We start from the raw sequence: 18266 nt of genomic DNA, 5'->3' as shown, positions 1-18266 counted from the left end.
AGGAAAGGGGATTCTCATGAATCAGCCAGAAGCTTGGAAACTGAGGTCGTCACGCTATGAGGCCGTTCAATTCAGCCGCGAGATCAACAAGCAGCTCTCGCAGCTGAGGCCCGATAACATCACGGGAGCGGCCTATATCGCCAAAGATTACGCCGTAATCGCAGCGTGCACGCTCGCGACTGTGTCCGTCTCATGGTGGTTCTACCCACTCGCGGTTCTTCTGATCGGCGCTTACCAGCGCGGATTGACAACTATCGCCCATGATGCGGCTCACCGCACGCTCGCGAAGAACACGACCTGGAACTACGTTCTCGGAATTCTGTTCGCTGCCTATCCTCTGTTCCAGCGCCACTGGGCGTACCGGATCTCACATGTCTATTTGCATCATCCGTATCTCGGCGATCCGGACAAGGATCCCGACCTGAAGTTCTTCCTGGACAGCGGTGTTTACGACGTGCAGCCACCTGAGCGGTACGCGTTCAACCTGATCTGGAAGCCGATATTTGGCGGCGCGACAGTGGCGTACCTGAAGTATATCTGGACCAATCGGTTTTTGACCATGGATGTAGAGGACCAGAGCCGGTCAGGCGTACTTGTCGACAAGTATGGCTTCTATCTCTTCTGGATCGGCATTCTGGCCGGGTCATATGCTCTTGGGATACTCCACATCCTGATCCTGTTCTGGATCGTACCCTATCTCACCACTTTTCAGGTCCTGGGTTGGTTTATCGAGCTCGCCGAGCATTCGCCGATGTGCGAGACCGAGACGCAGAACGTCTATCTGACCAGGAATCGGAAAGGGAATTTTCTCGAGCGGGCCATCCTTGGGCAAAATTTGGATGAATATCACCTCGAGCATCACCTCTCGCCCGGCATCCCGTTTTGGCTGTTGCATAAAGCCCAGAAGATCCGGATGCAGGATCCGAATTACGCAAGGATTGCCGCAAGCTGGGGAGGGCTCTTCGTCAAGGGGCCGCAAGGTCAACCAAGCGTTATAACTCAGTTGAAGGAGCGAAATCGACGCCTGTATGAGCAGTCCGTGGACGATGCCCGCACGAGAGGGCAAGTCGCGTGACATTGCAACGGCCAGACAAAGCCCGGGCCGTGGTCGGCGTCACCTCGAACCGTCTTTTGGTCGATGGGGTGCATCGCGACTGGTTGCGACGCAAGTATGTCAAGGCCCTCCTTCACCATGCGGGAGTGGCGTGCGTCATATTGCCGACGATCGACGCTGAAGATGCGGGGGTTCAGGCCGCCCCGGCGATCATGCGCGCGCTCGACGGGCTGGTGCTGACAGGAGATGAATCCAATATCGATCCTGCCGTTTTGAGGGCGCCTGTATCCTATCCAGGGGTTGATCAGCAGGAGGTTGATGGGGCAATCCGTGATCGCCCGCGGGACAGGCTAGCCGCGGGAGCCATCGAGAGCGCCATTGCGCTCGGAATGCCAATCCTGGGCATCTGCCGTGGGCTGCAGGAGCTCAACGTCTATTTCGGCGGCACACTTCACTCGTCGCTTGCGGAGTGGAGCCAGGGAAGTGGCCAGATTCATGCCGAGAAACCAGAGCTTCCAAGAGACCGCCAGTACGATGTCGCGCACAACGTGAGGATATGTCAGGATGGTGCGCTCTTTCCGATCGCGCGCGCCATCGAAGCGCAAGTCAACTCCCTGCACAATCAAGGCATAGAGAAGCTTGCCACTGCGCTCCGGCCCGAGGCGTGGGCCCCTGACGGTCTGGTCGAAGCGGCCTCGGTCATTGGCGCGCCGACGCTGCAAATCGGTGTGCAATGGCATCCCGAATGGCACGTTTCAACCGATCTCCTCAGCAAGCAACTGTTCACCGCATTTGGAGAGGCGTGTGTTGCGTACGCCAAACAGAAGAAACAGTAGAGGCGGATTGTGACGTTTCAAACCAAACGCGGTCCGCCCAGGTTGAAAGAAGGGTCCACCGGACTCGATGCACGGGCATCGTTCGGGCGGTGCGCTACGCCGCACCACCCCCAGCGCGAGGAAGGACGATTGACTAGCCGCTTCGCTCTGGGAGTGCTCTTTGTGGCGCTTTATGTCGTTCTGAGCGCGGCAGGCGAGGTATATGCGGCATCGTATTTTCAGCAGGCAGATCTGTTCGTCGCTCTTCTGCTGTCCTTTGCTGCGGTGTGTCTGTCATTCAATGTGATGGCCGGTCACGACAGAGGCAAGCCACGAGTTACGGGTTCAGCGCTCATGGTGTTTGTGTCGCTCAATGTCGTGACCGCGGTCAGCTGGATTGGGTTGTTTATCGGCCTGAAATACGCCGAACCTGCGATCGTGGTCGCGTTCATGGTGGCGCTAGGGCCCGCCGCAACGGTGTGGTTGAACGCTCTGATCAGGCGGCAGGGCGTTCCTCCTGCGTCCGACATCGTCGCGAGCGTTGCGATCGCGATGATTGGGAGCTACATGGTCTGGATCTCGGCCAGCGGCAATGCGGGCGTGCAGTGGGGACCGCGATCATCCCTTGGTATCGTCCTGGCAATCGTCGCGGGCCTATCGCTCGCCCTTACAAACATACTCGTCAAACTGCTGTTCGATCGCGGGTTTTCTGGCCGACAAGTGCTGGCGCATCGATTTTATGGAACGCTTCTTTTGCTGCTGGGGCTGGTCGACCATTCCTCCGTCGTGCTTGAGATCTCACAGCATTGGCTTGCAATCGCAACGATTGGGCTATCCACGATCATTGTGCCTTTGCTCTTGATCCAGGAGGGCATACGCCGCGTAGAGCCCTTCACAGTCAACATGGTGCTCTCCACTGCGCCTGTCATCACGTTCCTGTTCCAGTACTTCGATTCCCGCATCGTGCCTTCGCCACACACATTCCTTGGAAATCTTCTCATCACGGCTGTCGCTGTCAGCAAGGTCTACTCGCAGTACCGGAGGTCCGCATGAATGAACGTAACTGTGTAATTGTCGACGCATATTCGACTGGCCGGTTTCTGCCGGAAGAGTTCAAGCGGTATGGAATTGGGACGGTGCATGTGATGTCGGCTGCACACATTCCACCCATATTCCAGTCGCATTTCAATGCGGCTCTGTATGACGAAGTCATTCGCCCGCGCGAGCACATGGGGTACGATGAGATCGTTGAATTTCATCTTCAGGCTCTCCTAGGCAGGGAGCTGGAGTTCGTTATAGCGGGGTGCGAGACCGGCGTTGAGCTAGCCGATTCCCTGTCGGAGCGGCTGGGCTTGCCTTCGAATGGGACTGCCCTATCAGCCGCCAGGCGTGACAAATCGCGCCTATCCGAAGCGTTGGCCTCAGCAGGCGTGCGATCGATCAGACAAGTCGTATCCGACGATGCTGAGGAGATCGCAAGCTGGAGGCGTGAAGAGAACTTCGACGAGATCGTCATCAAGCCGCTGAACAGCACAGGCACGGAGGACGTGTTCTTTTGCTCGACCGATGCGGATATTAGGCGCGCTCTGGCTGCCATCGTCGGCAAGACGAACCGTGTCGGAGCGTTCAACAAACTGGCGCTCGGACAGGAGAAAATAAATGGCCAGCAATATACCGTAAATGCCGTCTCGATCGACGGAGAAGCCTTCGTCACGGAGGCCTGGACCTATGAGACCGTTCCTGTTGAGGGCGCATCATCGGTCTGCTCAGTCGAGCGGTTGTTGGATGGTAAGGAGTCAATCGTTCTGGAGCTGTCCGACTATCTTGTGCGTGCGCTGCAGGCGCTTCGGATCACCAACGGACCTGCTCATGCCGAGATCATCGTCGATGATCGCGGACCAGTTTTGGTCGACTTCGGAGCGAGGCTGCAAGGTACGATGTCGGCCAAAGCCCGGACCATGGCTTTGGGTCACAACCATATGACGCTGACGGCGTGGCGCTACGCGGATCCCAACGGCTTTGGCGAGTATATGAGACGACGCGGGGTCTACAAGCGGCAGGCTCATGCACTTTGCGTTTCGCTGATTTCCGATATGAGCGGCGTCGTTGGCGGTCACTCTGGTCTCGATGCAATCCACAAGCTCCCGAGCTTCGCGGATGCCATTGCATTCGTTCCGATAGGCCAACCCCTGGTCCCGACGATCGACTTGGCGTCCACACCAGGCATCGTGTATCTCGTGAATAACGATTTGATACAGCTCGAGGATGACTATCGCCAATTGCGCGCGATGAGAATGGACCAGGTGTTCGATTTGGTGGGCAGGAGCCCAAGGAATGACTGACAGCCGGGTGACTTGCGCGAATTCAGCCCGCGCGGCGATGATTGGCGTGAGCGACTTCGACGGCATTCTTCGAGGCAAGCACGTCCTGGGTGAGAACCTCTCGGCTGGGGATAAAGTCATCAAGTTCTCCGAAGCGGTGCTGGCGTGGGATTGTTCCGACCGGGTGATTCCGGCGGGATTCACGCGAGAGGCGCTGTCAGCATTCGGAGACGCCGATCTGCGCGTTCTCTCAGCTACCGGTCGTCGGGTGTCTTATGTCGGCGATCAGGATCTCTACCTCGCCGAGTTTATGGGCGCACATGAGAACATCTGCCCGCGAGGTGTTCTGCGGAAAGTCCTGGAAAGGGCTGCTGACCACGGATACGGCTGCACGGCCGGGTTCGAGTTCGAGTTCATGCTGTTCAGAGAGAATGCCGATACAATTGAAGACAAGCCGTTCGGCGAATGGGCTTCTTTAACGCGCGGTCCCTTCGGTTACTCGATTGCGCGTACTGTCGCGCACCAGGAGCTGCTGGGTGAGATCCTGGCGCTTTGTGAGAAGGCCAGAATACCTCTCAGTGGGCTGCACTTTGAAACGGGACCGGGCGTGATTGAAGCGTCACTTCGTCATTGTGATGCCCTGGAAGCTGCGGATCGGGCAATCATTTTCAAGTCGATGATAAAAGCCTGGGCGCAAACGCGAGGCATGACGGCTACATTCATGGCCAAGGTTTCCGAGAATTGGCCCGGCCAGTCGGGCCATATTCACATCTCGATGTTCTCGGGCGGCCAGAATGCGTTTTACGATGGTAACGCGTCACGCAACATTTCGAAGGTTATGAGGCAATTCATCGGCGGACAGCTCAAATACATGAATGACTTCTGTGTGCTCGCTGCGCCCAACTTCAATAGCTACAAGAGGTTGGTGCCTGGCTGCTGGGCACCGGTCTGTCCAAGCTGGGGAGTTGACAACCGCTCCTGCGCGGTACGGGCCATTCCGGGAGAGCCGTCTGCACACCGCCTCGAGTACAGGCTGCCAGGCGCAGATATCAACCCATATCTCGCCCTCTCATGTGCTATCGGTTCTGGCATACTGGGCGTCGAGACAGATGCGGCATTGCCGCCTTCGATCGTCGGCGATGCAAGCGCGGAGATCTCTCCTCGGTCCGGGCGGCTGCCTCAAAGCCTGTCAGAGGCAACATATCGCTTTGCACAGTCTCGGGCGGCCAATGATGCCTTCGGAAAAAGGTTTGTTGAGGTCTTTTCTTGCTCCCGGCGCTGGGAGTGGGAAGCCGTTCAACATCGCGTCACCGACTTTGAACGGCGGCGATATTTCGAGATCATCTAGCTTGAGCTTTTCGATAGTTCGCGCCTGAGGTCCTGGCGTTATTGGGTGGATGGCGCCCGACGGCTGGTGCGGATGCCTGTGTAGGCGTGACGTTCGGCATCGATACGGAGCGAATGCTAGTCGCTGGTCAACCGCGGGCCCCTGCGTGGCGAGGTTGAGGAGGTCTGACGCGTTCTGTTCGCGGCTTGGACCGGCAGAGACGGTCGCTTCAGATCCAACGTAGGTGTCGGGAGAGACTCTCCCGAACAGCCTTGTGCGGGTCAGGCACTCTGTGTTGGAGTCCGTCGAGTTCACTTACGTGATAATGCTCGCTGGGTTCACGATGCCCGAGTGCGCTTCACCCGGCCCGGCGCCACAATGATGATGATGCGGGCTCGCATGAAAACGGAATTCCCGGAGGCGAAGTGCTCGTCCAAGCACGGCATGACTTATGAGGACCGCTTCGGCGCGCCGCCTAGCCGCCCGGAAGTCGCCATTGAGCGCGATAGCCGATTGGCGTTTGCGCGATTGGTCAGAGAGTTGGGACTAGATGTAGCGCTGCCTTCAGCCGCCAGCATTGAGGGCGAACCGCTGATGCCAATACGTAAAAGAAATATCAGACGGCGTAGCGGGCCGAATGCGGATGAACAGGCATGCCTGGAAGGCAGGTAGGACTGCGGTTTTGTGCTATTTTGGGGTGACGAGAGACTGGAAGAGCTTTGGGGGGCTTACGGTGACCAGAAAAATTTTCTTTGGAAGCGTGGAATGTACTGTCCTCGCCGCAAGAGTTGATCCGCCTTATTCTCCTTGAGATACTTTGAAATTCGAAATAGCCGGCTCTGTAAGAGCCGATCCCGCCATGAGCGGCAAGCCCAATGGCTTAATGAAATTCCACCGCATCTGTCTTCTCTAGTATCTTCGTGTACCGGCGCATGTTGACGCTTAACAGCGGGCGGTTCGCCCTGATCGAGCGATCCCATGAGTTCGTGCTGGTGCCGTGGCGGCCGGTGCTGGAGCGAGCGCGCGGGCAATTGGTCACCGGCCATGTCAGCGGGGAGGGCATATCCTGGGCGATCGGCATCAAGCGAGGGATCGGAGGATGACGAGGGACTTACTTCCGTTTGGGCGCTCGTCGCACCGAAAAACTCTCGACGTCGGAGGTCTTGACCAGGACGGCCCCGGGCTCCTCGACCGGCGAGGAGAGGTATTTGGCGCGAGCGATCTCCTCAATCCTCGACCTGTTCTTGAGGAACGCTTCCACCCGACCCTCCTGTCCGGGCAATCGGCGCCGAAATGGTCGTCAAGCGCTTCGCGGCTGACTGCGCAGTTGACCAGGCCGCCAAGCTCCTTTCCCTGGAACGTCACGACGTCGCGGTTGAAGTCATAGCGAGCCGGGGGATTGTCGAAGGCAAGATCGATGCCCGGAATGATCGAGCGCGGCGCGCCAATGGCCCTGAGCACCACGTCCCGAACGGAGGGCGCAATCAAAGCAAGCCCTTCGAGCATCAACCGGCGCCATTTGGGACCGCGCGCATGAGCTTCCTCCCAAGCCGATTTCAGCTCATGGGGGCGTTTTTCAGTCAGGGCCGCAAGCAAGGCGTCGGACTGCTGCAGGTCCTTGTCGCGCTTTGCAAACCCTTCAGGACGCCGGCGGGAGATGATGAGCTTGTGGACGGCGTAGCGCGCCGGAGCCGGCACGTGCACGTAGATGGCGGGGCCGTGCAGGATGACCGCGGGCTCGGGATCGCGGATCAGGAAATCCAGGAAGCGCAGCGGCTGGGCGTCCGTGTTCAGGGCGGGCAGCTTTTGGGGACGACCGGCCTCCTTGCCCTCGTGGGGCGTGAGAAAGTCGACGCGCAAGCCGCCTTTGGCGGCATAGCTGGTCGCGCGCCGGCCATCAGATACGTGAGGGACGGCACGAAAGGATTTGTCGACTTCCTTCAGCACGTCCAGAACAGGCGCGTCGAGTCCTCGATAGCCACCGAGACATTCTTGAACTGGGGGATATCGACGTCGCCGGTCTGAAGTGAGCTGGCGGAGAGGCGAACGCCGAGCATGGCGCCATAGGCCTGGTAGGCGATCGTTCCAACGAGCACGCCGCGAAGTCGAAACACGCCGGCCTTGGCAAGCGCCGCGATGACGTCGCCGATCTCGGGAAGGGGGCGAGGAAAGCTGAACGAGCGGACGAGGGTGGACACGAGCGCCCGGCGTTCGCGCTCGTCTTCGCGAACTTCCTGATGGTGAGCAATACGCTCCAGCAGCTCCGGCGTCTCCGGCCCGACATAGCGCTGCGACCGCTCGGCGCCGGTGCCGGTCTGGAAGTACCAATACTTGCGGCCATTGATGCTCTTGGCCGTGAACGAGCCATTGTCCGCGAAGGCGTCCTGGAAGGCGGCGTTCGCGGTGCGCTCCAGGAGCTCGGCATAGGTGGTCTGGCTCACCAGGGAAGGGGCCGGCATGGTCGGTATACTCAGTTTGCGGGTTGAGTATAAGGGAGTTGGAATCCGGCGTGGCTTTATACTCACTTTGCGAAATGAGTATAAAGGCGGTTAACCGCTGGTCCAGCGTCGAATCGGCACGTCGGCCTCGTCGCTTGCGGTGGTTGCCGGTTCCCCGCTGGCTTATTCCTTGGCTCCCTCGATCGCGCTCTTATGCCCATAAAGAGTGATCCAGCTTGAGCAGGTTACTCACCTTTTGTTGAGGCGTTCGATCATCCTCGCCCAGACTGGACTGAATTCTTTCTCGCCTTCATGCGCCTCACCGACCTTGCTCTCGCTTCCCGGACGCGATTTTTATTTCGATTGAACGCAAAGCGCATTGGTCCCTTTCATCGCGCCGCTCACGTGGGGTGAGTGAGCGGGCGAGCCGGAGGTTTCCAGCAAAAATCTATGTCGGTCAGATCGCCATCGTGCTCGGCATCGTCGTGGTGTCGACATGGGGCGCGACGCAATGGACCGCCGCTGCACTCGGCTATCAGCAGCGCCTCGGTGAGCCCTGGTTTCTGATCGTCGGCTACCCGTCTATCTGCCTTGGCGATTGTTCGAATCGTGGTTCGCTTACGAGGCCTACGCGCCTGAGATATCGAGGAGGGCGCTGCCATCGCCGCCGCCGGCGGCATCGCAGGCGCGCTGTTTGCGATCGTCAATTCGGTGTGGCGCGCGCGCCAAAGCCAATTGGTGACGACGTACGGTTCGGCTCGATGGGCGACGGAAGGAAATCAAGACGGCCGGCCTGTTCGCGTCGAAGGGCGTCCTCCCGGGGCGCCTCGAGAACAACTATCTGCGCCACGACGGACCGGAACACGTCATGTGCTTTGCGAACGCCGGAGCGTTCATTTTCGGACCTGTTGAGCAGCTCTCGTGCGGTCGCGGCGACGACCGGGTGCACTTTCGGCTCCGCCTCTGCGCCGAGGTGGATTGGTCGTAGCACATTGGTCATCCAAAATTTCCGCGTGAATACGAAGAATACCTAGAGTATACCAGGTGGAGATCAATAACGTTTGAGGCCGTCTTGCCGCATGAAGTTGCGGCGGGTGGTCCCCCAAAATCTTCGGCGTCTACGACGGAAGAGCGGTCTTTCCCAGGAGGAATTGGCTGATCGTCGCGCTGGCCTGAATCGCAACTACATTGGAATGATCGAGCGCGAGGAAGATTCGCCGACCGTTGATGCGCTCGAGCAAATTTCGGAAGCGCTTGCCGTCAGCTCGCGCTCGGAGATTAAAATGCGAAGAGGACTGGTGCCATCTTGGACTTTTCCAACATAGGCATCTCCGGCTTGTAGGTGGCTCCAGATCTACGACGGGTACGGTAAATTCGCATGGACGTGGTATGGATAGTCGCGTCAGGACTGGGCTCGAGCGTTCCATTTCAGCGAAACGCCACCACTAATTTAGGATCTCGAACGAGCCCGCACCAGAAGGATCTCGAAGAGCATGGAGCCACCTTTGCTTCCGAGCACGCGTGACGTCATGGAGAGGGTGAACTTCCGAAGTTTAGTCATATGTATCTCCGACATTGACTTAGCGTGGACTACCGGTCCACTCGACATTGCCGCGTTTGATCCGGAAGTGAGATAGACAACCGGCAAGCTGGTGCACAGAAGGCGATACAGTTGGCCGCTGTAGCCAGTCGACAACGACGAACCAGGAGGGCCGTCGGTCCTTCTGCAATGAAAGAGCAATTTTTTGTCCGCAGCCGCACGGGCATTTGAAGCATGCCCACTTGGGGTAAGCGCCTGATTTGACCACAACGAAATCATCGTCGGCGAGATCGGCTAAGGACGGGTGCCGCTCGGCATAGCGCGCGAGATAGCGCGGCTTCTGAATGAAGCCGAGCCAGGCCAGAAAGAGCAAAATTGTGCGAAGCAGCGCGTTCATCCGACGAGATCTAGAAAGTGTTCAGTGTCTCCGATGCCCCAGTAGAGCTTGCTTGCGCAGATTGGGCATGAGTTACGAGGCGATGCCGAGGTGGCTCGATCCTCGCAGAACAGGAATCGGCGCCGGCTTCCCATCTCGCGCTTCCGGTAACCGACGATACGGTTGAGAAGCTCGTTGACGGCCATACAGGCGACCTCGGTCGTGAAGGTGACCACGGCCGGATTCGGATTTCCTTCGCCCCTCACATAGGCTTCACGCTTTTGCCGGTCGTACTCTGTTGGATTACGCCGCCCCAGATCTTCTTCTCGTGCCAGGTCGGTATCGACAGCGCCGCGGCAGAGGAGACAAGTCTCCGGCGGGAGTATGGTCGTAACCCGAGCCGAGATATCTGCCATGCCCGAGGCAGGCGGTTTGGCAACGGCCATCGCCAGCCCCATGTCGATAACTGGAATGAAATAGAAGTAGGCGAGCCGGTTGAGAAAGATGCGGCCGGAATTGTCATCGGTGCAGCAGAAGATGACGTCGCAGGATTTGAGGGCGTCGCGCACGTGCGGAGCGTTGACCCAACCCTTGAGGGGGACTACGCGAACGCCCAGTCCCATGCGGGCGATTTCGCGGGCGGCCACATCAGCCTTACTGACCATCGCATCGGCATCGGATTGGGTGGCGGTTCAAATTGGTCGGTTCGACAATGTCGTCGTCCACGATAACGATTTGAGAGGCGCCGGCGCGCGCGGTCAGCATCGCTGTCGCACTGCCCGTGCCACCTCCGCCAATTACACCCACCCGTAACGCTTTAAGCTGAGACATCAGCGATGGCCCAAACGCCAGTACCTGGCGCGCGAATACTTCGGAGGCCGGCGAGGGCGCAGTTGGAAAGTGAAACCGGAAACGCTCTCCAAAAACAGCGACCGACTTGCAGTCTGCACTGTGCTTGGGAGACTGCCAGACGCGTGCGCGGATGCCGCCGTCGTCGAAAAAGAGAATGCTGACCAGCTTTGTTCCAGGACCGTTGCGGTTGCAAGCGGTCCTCAGCAGCTCCGTTTCGTTCTTATCGTCCTGGTCAGAGAAGTCCCGCGGTCCGTGCGGGTGGCAGTGAGCGATGCCGAGGACGAGCTCCTCGCGCTGACAGCGCTGTAGGAGCGCAACGAAGCCCCTTGTGTCCCATGTGACGTGCTGGCCGGTGGACGAAACCTTATGTTCGGGAGGAATTGGGACGATTTCGCGTACCACCAGTTTGGTTCGCGAGCGTCGCTCCCATGGATCGTTGGCGATCTTGCACTCGCGCATGAGCACATAGGCCGCGCCCTCAACGCCCTTCGTGGCGAACACGAGGTCGCGCAATTCAGCTTCGGACTGCTCGACAAAGACCAGATTGAAGTTACTCACGCTGCCACCTCCAGCGCGGTGTCGATTCGGCGGAGCATGGTCCAAATGCCATCCACGCCGGGCCGCCACTGGTCGTTATGACGTGACCAACGCTGCCAACGGCGGCCCTGGAAGTCGTGAGCTTGGTCAGCGGCGCGCGGATACTGAGACGACTTCGAGAGTTTGATCCACGGCATCGCGAAGAACATGTCCGGCCGCACGTCAGGGTACCCGGGCGGCAAGAGCACGAGGATATCGGCCTTGGTCTGGTCAAAGCGACCGGTGGGAAGGGCGTAATCCCGGAAGATCACGGCCTTCTCGTTGGCGTCGACCTCTTCGAACGCGATGCCGCGCTCGACGAGGTACGCACGGTCACGCATGGGAAGGACTGCCATGGCTGCCCTCCGTGGTGTGTTTCGTGACCGTATAGAACCGCTCGACACCCTTCTCGGCCAGATCTGCCGCGTGACCGCTCAGCACCTCCTTGTCGGGCGAGTTCTTCAGCTCCTGCCAGACCGAGAACTGCGCCGGGTCCTGACCGGCCAGCGCCAGCAGGACTTCACGGGTGATGGTCGGTTCAGGCCACTCCTGCTCCTTGCCGTCGATCTCGAAGCGATACTCGCGGTCGCTCTTCGCCACGATGAACCGTTCGACGCCCGGCTTACGCAGATTCGTCGTCTCGTCGAGACGCAGACGCTCGAGCGAACCATTAGCGAGCCACTGCAACACCGCGTATTCGTCAGCAGGGCGGCCGCCCGCCGCGTCGATGATCTGGCGTCCCGTGGGCTCGGGATCCGTCAGGCTCAGGGGGCGGAACTGGAGGTCAGTTCCGGCGATCAGAATCGGGAATCCGCCCGGATGAGGGGAGCCGAGGGTGTTAACTTCCTGATTTTGCAACATGTTCGTATCCTTTGTCAGTCTTGCTAATAAACTTTACAAAATTGTGATATCACTTGTCAACTAAGCTAGTGTGCTTTACAATTAAAGGCCAGCCAGAAACGGAGAAAATCGCGTGCCTCTCGACCCCAAACACCTCATTGAACTCACCGATGCCGCGCTTGCTGCGGACTACACGCGCGTCCGCAGAGTCGCGGGCAATCTCGCGCGCGAGCTAGCTAAGGAGGGGAATGAGGAAGCGGCGAATGAGCTTAGGGCGCTGGTTCGTAAGCGCGGTGTACCGCTGCGCGCCTCTGGTTATGTGGAGTCATTGCCAGTCGACCAAAAATCGCGCTTACCCCTGGTCGAAGAGCAGCCGTGGCCGCACACTCCAATTTTTATGAATGAGGCTGGTCATCGCGTGTTTCGCGATTTCCTCACGGATGTGCAGCACATCGATGAACTTAACGCGAAGGGGCTCGCTTCGCGTCTCAACCTTTTGCTGTCTGGCCCACCCGGAACGGGAAAGTCTCTGCTTGCCGGGCACGTTGCCGCAAATCTTGGGCGCCCTTTCTACGTAGTGCGTCTTGATTCGGTGATCACATCTCTGCTTGGCGACACCGGCAAGAATATTCGATCCGTCTTCGATTTCGCGCCGTCGAAGAATGCCGTGCTGTTTCTGGACGAGATGGATGCCATAGCCAAGCTGCGGGATGACAGGAACGAACTGGGTGAGCTGAAGCGTGTCGTGAACACGGTTATCCAAGGACTTGATTCACTTGACCCACATGCGGTCGTCATCGCAGCGACCAACCATGCCCATTTGCTTGATCCGGCAATTTGGCGCCGCTTCCCTTACAAGATTGAATTTGGTGCACCGGAAGTGGAGGTGCGTGCCGGCCTCTGGAAGCACTTCTTGTTCGAGGATAAGGATGGAGAGCAGATTGCCGATCCTCTCTCGGTACTTTCCGAGGGATTGTCCGGAGCGGACATAGAAACCATTGCACTTACAGCGCGGCGTCATGCGCTGCTCGACAAGAGAGATTTGGATTTCGGCGCGGTGGCGCTCGCAATTCTCGACGTTCGGGCAGGGCGTTCCTCCATGCCGCAACGCACACCGCTTGAGCCCGAGCAGAAAAGGCAGCTCGCTCTGGGGTTGAAAGAAAAGGTTTCAGCAGCCAATATTGCACGTTTGCTTGGCGTGACTCGCCAGGCTGTCTACCAATACTTTAAACAGGACGATTAGCGATGAAAGCGCCTCCCTTACTAAATCCGGTTTTGAGCCTGCAGATGGATCCTAAGCCGGAGTCGCCCTCTGCTCGCGGTAAGGGGCAGCGGAAGCATCGTGACTGAACGCCTGGCGACCCAACAGCGGGTGCTCGCCAGCGCCGCGCGCGGCATCTATGAGTCTCGAAGCACGCTGCCGTCCTTTGCCGGGACGGCGCATCTTGTGGTGCGGATGTTCGTGCAGGACTCTCTGGCTGCAACTCATACGCCAGATGATCTCTTTAGCCCCGTAAACGGATGCCGCCTCGTTGCCCCGTATCACGATGGATACCTTATCGAGGCCGATCTCAATCAAGTTAACCGTCTCGCCCAAGTCATTGAGAATCCGACGAACTATTCCATACAAGCTGACATCTCTCGCGTTGAGAGCTTGACCCCATTCTCCCCTCAGGACCGCGCACGAGATCGCTCGATCGATGACCTATGGCAGGCGGCGCCGGAAGAAGACGGTGCGCGCCTATTCGTGGTTTGGCTTGCGCCATTTCGAACGCGACAGGCACGTGAGGTCCTGTTGGAGCGCGTAGACTTGCTTTCTCAGCAGCAAGTGCTGCTGCCGGTCTTTTCATCAATCCGATTGCTTTCCGGGCCTGCGGAGTCGCCTGACGCATCGCGAGAAGTAACCCCAAGCCGCCAATCCGGCATTGCTCGCGCAATGCGCAGCTATAGAAATACGGGCGTAGGGCGGGGGACAGTACGGATCAGATCGAGGGAGGCGCTCGGTCAACTCCTTGCATCTGGCGCTTCATTCCGCGTCGATCCGGTGCGTCAGATCAGGGTTGCTGCGCCCGGTGAGGGCGCTCACCCGAGTATTCCGTTCGATATTGCCGATGCTCCTACCGTGGGCGTTGTGGACGGCGGTCTCCATGCTTCCAGTTACATTGCTGCTGAAGCATGGCGCTCGCGCAAGCTAGTAACCGATGCGCAAGCTGACAGAGTTCACGGCAACGCAATCAGCTCACTGGTAGTGCATGGGCACGCCTGGAACACAGGCCGGGTGTTACCGGATCTAAATTGCCGCATTGGTACCGTGCCGGCGGTTCCTTCTCGTAACGCGAATGCGCGGGTTGACGAGCAGGATCTCATTGATCTGCTGGGCAACACGATGCGGGAGCATCCAGATACGAAAGTTTGGAATCTTTCATTCAACCAGGTCGGTGGCAATCCGGACTCGGTTAGTCTTCTTGGTCACGAGCTTACGACCCTGAGCCGCCATTTTGGCGTGCTGCCAGTGGTCTCCGTGGGCAATGTCAATGCCGCCGGTGCCACTAGGCTTGAACCGCCAGCCGACTGCGAGTCGGCAATAGTCGTAGGAGGGCGCTTGGCAAACGCAAGCGGCGGACCGGCCGACGGCTGCCCCCGCTGCTTGGGCGGCCCTGGACCCGATGGGATGCTTAAGCCCGACGTGTCCTGGTTCTCTGAGCTTCGAATGCTGGGCGGCGTGACCGACGTTGGTAGCAGCTACCCAACGGCGTTGGTCTCTTCACTCGCCGCTCATACCTTCGCCAACCTGCGGAATCCCACGCCCGATTTGGTTAAAGCCCTCTTAGTGAGTGCAAGCGAGCTCGAAGAGCACCATCCAAGGCTCGGGTGGGGTACGCCTTACCAGGGGACGATGCCCTGGTCATGCGCGCCAGGCACAGTTGCGTTGACCTGGACCGCGCAATTGCAGCCGGGCGTTGCGTACTACTGGAGTGGAATTCCGATTCCGCCAGAGATGGTGCACAAGGGAAAGCTGCGCGGACGTGCGACTCTCACGGCAGTCCTTAAGCCCGTCGTGTCGCCCTATGCGGAAACCAACTACTTCGCCACGCGGCTTGAGACGTCGCTCCAATACGGTGTGAAGAAGGACGATTGGAAATCGTTGTTAGGGTCGATGCTGGAATCGACTCTGCCCGAGAACGAGGCGCGAGAGAACTTAAAGAAGTGGCAGCCGGTTCGCCGTCATTGTCGGGATTTCTCAAAGGGGGCAGGCCTGGTCTTCTCAGGCAATCAGTTCCGGCTCTACGCCCGGGTCTATGCGCGCGACCTCTACCAATTCAATTGGCAGACCAATAGTGATGTCGGCCCTCAAGAAGTAGCGTTCGTCCTGACACTACGCGGGCCGAACGATGAGCCGTCGATTTACAACTCGACGGCCCAAATGCTCGGCAATTTTGTGGAAAGCGCAGTGATCAACCAAGACATTGAAATTAACAATAGCCAGTAGAGCGGCGGGTAATCGAAATTCGAGCAGACCAGAATCGTTTAGGCGGCCACCCTCTACCTCTACGTGGCGTTCAACAGATTGCTGTTCGCGTATACCACGAGCCTGCAGGAGCCTCGAGTCATAGCCACGTATAATTTTGGCGGTTTTGATCTGCTTCCTTCGGAATAACGGGAACGTCCGCTTCGAGGCCTTTAAGCAACCAACGGCGCGGGCAAAAATGTTTGGCTCGCGAAGGTCGTCGTCGATCTTGGTCCACACCGGCAGGTTGGTCAGTGCGCTCTCGATAATCAGCCACGGTGTCACGCGGCTTCCTTTTCGCAGATCATTTGTTGAAGTTCCCCGCCCCTTCATACTAACGTCAGAAACAGATTTGCCCGAATTTAATTATTATTTGGACGGTTTACTGCATCGCACAGCGATTTCGCGGCGAAATTCACTTCGCGTTAGCAGCCGATTATGCCGTACGACCGAATAGACGCCCGCATTCTCGAGATTGTGCAAAAGAACAACCGCCTCACTTCTGAGGTAATCGGCGAAATGGCGGGGCTTCCTCTACCGCGTGTCAAAGACGACTGAAGAGGCTCCGTTCGGAAGGAATCATCGAGGCCGACATCTCAATCGTTTCGCCGAAGGCCGTGGGAAGACCAATCCAACTGCTTGTGTTGGTGACCATGGAGCGGGAGCGCTCGGATACAATTGATAGGTTCAGGAAGGCCATCAAATCGTCAGCTGAAGTCGTCAACGGCTTCTACCGGCGATGCTGACTTTGTCCTGTACGTTACCGCACGTACGATGGAGGATTATGAGCAGTTTACGAGGCGCTTCTTCTATGAGAACCCGGACATTGAGGGGTTCAAGACGATGGTCGTGTTGGATCGCATAAAGGCTGGCTTTGCTGTTCCAGTTGAGACTCCGTCAGAGTACTGACCAAACGTTGTTGCAGTGGTCTCAAGCGGACGCGTAAGGAGCGTAAGCAGAGTATCTTTTGTACCAAACGCTCAAATCTGAAGCCGAGATGACACACTCTGGCAGACGCGAGATTGCTTCGTTCCCTGCGTACAGTCTTTCTTGGAGCATTCCTAATCGGACAGGCTCTAGATGAAGCATGAGGGCAAGGACGAATCTCCATGAAGCATCGTCGATGACAAACGAACGCGAGCTGGAGCGCTGCAAGCGAGAGAATGCGCGTCTCAAAGAGCTGGTTGTGCGGCTATCTGAAATTACCCTGCGCGAGCTCGTAAAGCGCGCCGAAGGCCAAAATCCGAACTCCCGTGAGTCTCAGGCAAAGCGTGGCTTACCGCTTTCAGGGCAGGGGGCGGGCCCCGCCGTCGTCTCGATGGACGAGGGCGGGGCTACTGATTTCTAGTCAATCCTTGAGGCGGAGCTGGCAGCACACGCATGTGAAGCAGCTGGAGGCGCAAAATCGTGCCGCAGGGCAACGAAGTCTGACACTGACGCTCCAGGCGAGTGCCGCTACACACGCTCATCCTTTCAGTTGAAAAACGTCGACAAAAAGCTGGCTGCGTGCGGGATTCGAGCGTCCACGCGTGGCTCAACGCATAAAACGAGATGAAACTATTGTTAGACTGGTGATCAAGTTTTCGTGACAATCGCCGGGCGGGGCCACCAAACGGCATGCCAGGAGAGGCGCCATGACCGACCACGTGCCCGCAGTCCTCGAAGCGTCTGATTGCTCCGCAGATGCAGCTCTCAAGCTGGTGTCCGACACACACTCGGTGCTTCACCGGCCTCTTACGGACCCTAAGAAGCGGCCCTTTGTCAAAAATGCGATTCTGGCGAGAATTTCTCTGCAAGACCTCGCCGCAATAGGGGAATGCCTTGAGCCGATCGTCCTGAAGGAACGTATGGTTCTGCAAGAGCCGAAAAGGCAGGTCGAGCACGTCTACTTTATTGAAACGGGTCTCGTCTCGCTACGGGTTGTCGCGGCGGGAAGTATGCTTGAAACGGCGGTCATAGGACATCGGGGTGTGGTGGGTGCTTCGTTCTTGTGGGGCGGACATCTTTCAACGCATCAGGCTGTGGTACTCTTTCCCGGAAGCGCGCACAGGATCCGTGTCGAGGATTTTCGTCGGGTGATAAAGGAGCGTCCCGAGTTACGAGAGCGTCTCTTTCAGTACGTTCAAGCGCTGACATTTCAGTGCGTGCAGACAGGATTGTGCGGGGTGCGGCACGATCGCGAACAGCGTCTTGCGAGCTGGCTTTGTTTAGCGAGTGACGCTGTTGACGCTCGCGTGCTGCCAGTTACTCATGATTACCTTTCCTGCGTGTTAGGATTGCGCCGCGCTGGGGTGACGGAGACGCTCATCCGATTCGAAGAACAGGGACTGATTCGTAAGATGCGCGGCCTTTTGCAGATCGATGACCGCGAATCTCTCGAGCAAAAAGCTTGCTGTTGTTACAAGCTTGTCTCGAGCGCTTATGCCTCATCTCGGTCCGATGTCTCAGTAAAAGAGCCAGTGGGCTAGTCACCCGCTCAAGCTTCTGACTCACATCTTCAGTTCACTTTGAGACGAGTGTCTCTGGTTTAGTCGGCTCCCGAGGCTCCATAAGCGGGACTGATTGGGCATCTGTGCACCGTTTAAGCGCTCGGTTTGAGCTGAAAACAGTTTGGAGCGT

General features: G+C 58.1%; 17 protein-coding genes and 2 pseudogenes. 12 read left to right on the top strand and 7 right to left on the bottom strand.

Going from position 1 to position 18266, the window contains the following annotated elements; genetic code table 11:
* Positions 1–16 precede the first annotated feature (16 nt).
* The 6 genes from rtxC to P6U23_RS26855 all read left to right on the top strand — a co-directional run bounded on the left by rtxC (position 17) and on the right by P6U23_RS26855 (position 6620).
* Positions 17–1075, top strand: coding sequence for a dhydrorhizobitoxine desaturase (rtxC, locus tag P6U23_RS26880; RefSeq protein ID WP_407175497.1), 1059 nt, complete (start codon positions 17–19; stop codon positions 1073–1075).
* A 29-nt stretch (positions 1076–1104) separates the two neighbouring features.
* Positions 1105–1890 (top strand): gamma-glutamyl-gamma-aminobutyrate hydrolase family protein, encoded by a 786-nt coding sequence (locus P6U23_RS26875; protein ID WP_407175496.1) that lies wholly within the window; start codon positions 1105–1107, stop codon positions 1888–1890.
* 162 nt (positions 1891–2052) lie between these two features.
* Positions 2053–2922: an EamA family transporter gene (locus tag P6U23_RS26870; protein WP_407175495.1), complete on the top strand. Its 870-nt coding sequence runs from the start codon at positions 2053–2055 to the stop codon at positions 2920–2922.
* Positions 2919–4211, top strand: coding sequence for an ATP-grasp domain-containing protein (locus P6U23_RS26865; RefSeq protein ID WP_407175494.1), 1293 nt, complete (start codon positions 2919–2921; stop codon positions 4209–4211). The genes P6U23_RS26870 and P6U23_RS26865 overlap by 4 nt, the downstream gene beginning before the upstream one ends.
* Entirely contained in the window at positions 4204–5538 is a 1335-nt protein-coding gene (locus P6U23_RS26860; protein ID WP_407175493.1) for a glutamine synthetase family protein, read from the top strand. The genes P6U23_RS26865 and P6U23_RS26860 overlap by 8 nt, the downstream gene beginning before the upstream one ends.
* 911 nt (positions 5539–6449) lie before the next feature.
* Positions 6450–6620, top strand: a complete 171-nt coding sequence (locus P6U23_RS26855; protein ID WP_407175492.1) for a DUF3363 domain-containing protein — start codon at positions 6450–6452, stop codon at positions 6618–6620.
* Here P6U23_RS26855 and P6U23_RS26850 read toward each other — a convergent pair.
* Together P6U23_RS26850 and P6U23_RS26845 are read right to left on the bottom strand one after the other, a co-directional pair.
* Positions 6598–7023: a DUF1488 family protein gene (locus tag P6U23_RS26850; RefSeq protein WP_407181587.1), complete on the bottom strand. Its 426-nt coding sequence runs from the start codon at positions 7021–7023 to the stop codon at positions 6598–6600. The genes P6U23_RS26855 and P6U23_RS26850 overlap by 23 nt on opposite strands.
* 90 nt (positions 7024–7113) lie before the next feature.
* Positions 7114–7976: pseudogene (locus tag P6U23_RS26845) on the bottom strand (GSU2403 family nucleotidyltransferase fold protein); the annotation flags it as partial.
* Positions 7977–9034: 1058 nt separating this feature from the next.
* On the opposite strand from P6U23_RS26845, the gene P6U23_RS26840 reads away from it, so the two are divergent.
* On the top strand, positions 9035–9280 hold the full coding sequence (locus tag P6U23_RS26840) for a helix-turn-helix domain-containing protein (RefSeq protein WP_407175491.1): 246 nt from the start codon (positions 9035–9037) through the stop codon (positions 9278–9280).
* A 255-nt stretch (positions 9281–9535) separates the two neighbouring features.
* Here the strand turns inward: P6U23_RS26840 and P6U23_RS26835 are convergent, their stop codons facing one another.
* From P6U23_RS26835 to P6U23_RS26815, 5 genes are read right to left on the bottom strand one after another with little or no spacing between them, the layout of a single operon-like run.
* Positions 9536–9892 (bottom strand): DUF6527 family protein, encoded by a 357-nt coding sequence (locus P6U23_RS26835; protein ID WP_407175490.1) that lies wholly within the window; start codon positions 9890–9892, stop codon positions 9536–9538.
* Complete coding sequence (locus P6U23_RS26830; protein ID WP_407175489.1) at positions 9889–10536, bottom strand: ThiF family adenylyltransferase; 648 nt, start codon at positions 10534–10536, stop codon at positions 9889–9891. Before P6U23_RS26830 ends, P6U23_RS26835 begins: the two co-directional genes overlap by 4 nt.
* Positions 10526–11281, bottom strand: a complete 756-nt coding sequence (locus P6U23_RS26825) for a ThiF family adenylyltransferase (RefSeq protein ID WP_407175488.1) — start codon at positions 11279–11281, stop codon at positions 10526–10528. Before P6U23_RS26825 ends, P6U23_RS26830 begins: the two co-directional genes overlap by 11 nt.
* Entirely contained in the window at positions 11278–11655 is a 378-nt protein-coding gene (locus P6U23_RS26820; protein WP_407175487.1) for an E2/UBC family protein, read from the bottom strand. The genes P6U23_RS26825 and P6U23_RS26820 overlap by 4 nt, the downstream gene beginning before the upstream one ends.
* On the bottom strand, positions 11633–12160 hold the full coding sequence (locus tag P6U23_RS26815; protein WP_407175486.1) for a multiubiquitin domain-containing protein: 528 nt from the start codon (positions 12158–12160) through the stop codon (positions 11633–11635). The genes P6U23_RS26820 and P6U23_RS26815 overlap by 23 nt, the downstream gene beginning before the upstream one ends.
* Positions 12161–12272: 112 nt before the next feature.
* Here P6U23_RS26815 and P6U23_RS26810 point away from each other — a divergent pair, with 112 nt between their 5' ends.
* The 5 genes and pseudogenes from P6U23_RS26810 to P6U23_RS26790 all read left to right on the top strand — a co-directional run bounded on the left by P6U23_RS26810 (position 12273) and on the right by P6U23_RS26790 (position 18115).
* The gene (locus tag P6U23_RS26810) at positions 12273–13382 is read left to right on the top strand and encodes an AAA family ATPase (protein WP_407175485.1); all 1110 of its coding nucleotides are present in this window, start codon (positions 12273–12275) and stop codon (positions 13380–13382) included.
* Positions 13383–13481: 99 nt separating this feature from the next.
* Positions 13482–15629, top strand: a complete 2148-nt coding sequence (locus tag P6U23_RS26805; protein WP_407175484.1) for a S8 family peptidase — start codon at positions 13482–13484, stop codon at positions 15627–15629.
* A 456-nt stretch (positions 15630–16085) separates the two neighbouring features.
* A pseudogene (locus tag P6U23_RS26800) lies at positions 16086–16556 on the top strand (Lrp/AsnC family transcriptional regulator).
* Between the two features lie 214 nt (positions 16557–16770).
* Positions 16771–16995 (top strand): hypothetical protein, encoded by a 225-nt coding sequence (locus tag P6U23_RS26795; RefSeq protein ID WP_407175483.1) that lies wholly within the window; start codon positions 16771–16773, stop codon positions 16993–16995.
* Between the two features lie 286 nt (positions 16996–17281).
* Complete coding sequence (locus P6U23_RS26790) at positions 17282–18115, top strand: Crp/Fnr family transcriptional regulator (RefSeq protein ID WP_407175482.1); 834 nt, start codon at positions 17282–17284, stop codon at positions 18113–18115.
* The last annotated feature ends 151 nt before the right edge of the window (positions 18116–18266 follow it).

The sequence above is a fragment of the Bradyrhizobium sp. STM 3562 genome (assembly GCF_045571435.1).
In the GTDB taxonomy this organism is placed as follows: domain Bacteria; phylum Pseudomonadota; class Alphaproteobacteria; order Rhizobiales; family Xanthobacteraceae; genus Bradyrhizobium.
The sequence above is the reverse complement of the archived record's forward strand: the minus strand, read 5'-3'. Positions and strand labels throughout refer to the sequence as shown.

Coding starts and splice junctions, on each gene's coding strand:
- rtxC (WP_407175497.1), top strand. CDS start 17: ATGAATCAGCCAGAAGCTTGGAAACTGAGGTCGTCACGCTATGAGGCC.
- P6U23_RS26865 (WP_407175494.1), top strand. CDS start 2,919: ATGAATGAACGTAACTGTGTAATTGTCGACGCATATTCGACTGGCCGG.
- P6U23_RS26860 (WP_407175493.1), top strand. CDS start 4,204: ATGACTGACAGCCGGGTGACTTGCGCGAATTCAGCCCGCGCGGCGATG.
- P6U23_RS26855 (WP_407175492.1), top strand. CDS start 6,450: ATGTTGACGCTTAACAGCGGGCGGTTCGCCCTGATCGAGCGATCCCAT.
- P6U23_RS26850 (WP_407181587.1), bottom strand. CDS start 7,023: ATGCTCGAAGGGCTTGCTTTGATTGCGCCCTCCGTTCGGGACGTGGTG.
- P6U23_RS26840 (WP_407175491.1), top strand. CDS start 9,035: ATGAAGTTGCGGCGGGTGGTCCCCCAAAATCTTCGGCGTCTACGACGG.
- P6U23_RS26835 (WP_407175490.1), bottom strand. CDS start 9,892: ATGAACGCGCTGCTTCGCACAATTTTGCTCTTTCTGGCCTGGCTCGGC.
- P6U23_RS26830 (WP_407175489.1), bottom strand. CDS start 10,536: ATGGTCAGTAAGGCTGATGTGGCCGCCCGCGAAATCGCCCGCATGGGA.
- P6U23_RS26820 (WP_407175487.1), bottom strand. CDS start 11,655: ATGGCAGTCCTTCCCATGCGTGACCGTGCGTACCTCGTCGAGCGCGGC.
- P6U23_RS26815 (WP_407175486.1), bottom strand. CDS start 12,160: ATGTTGCAAAATCAGGAAGTTAACACCCTCGGCTCCCCTCATCCGGGC.
- P6U23_RS26795 (WP_407175483.1), top strand. CDS start 16,771: ATGACAAACGAACGCGAGCTGGAGCGCTGCAAGCGAGAGAATGCGCGT.
- P6U23_RS26790 (WP_407175482.1), top strand. CDS start 17,282: ATGACCGACCACGTGCCCGCAGTCCTCGAAGCGTCTGATTGCTCCGCA.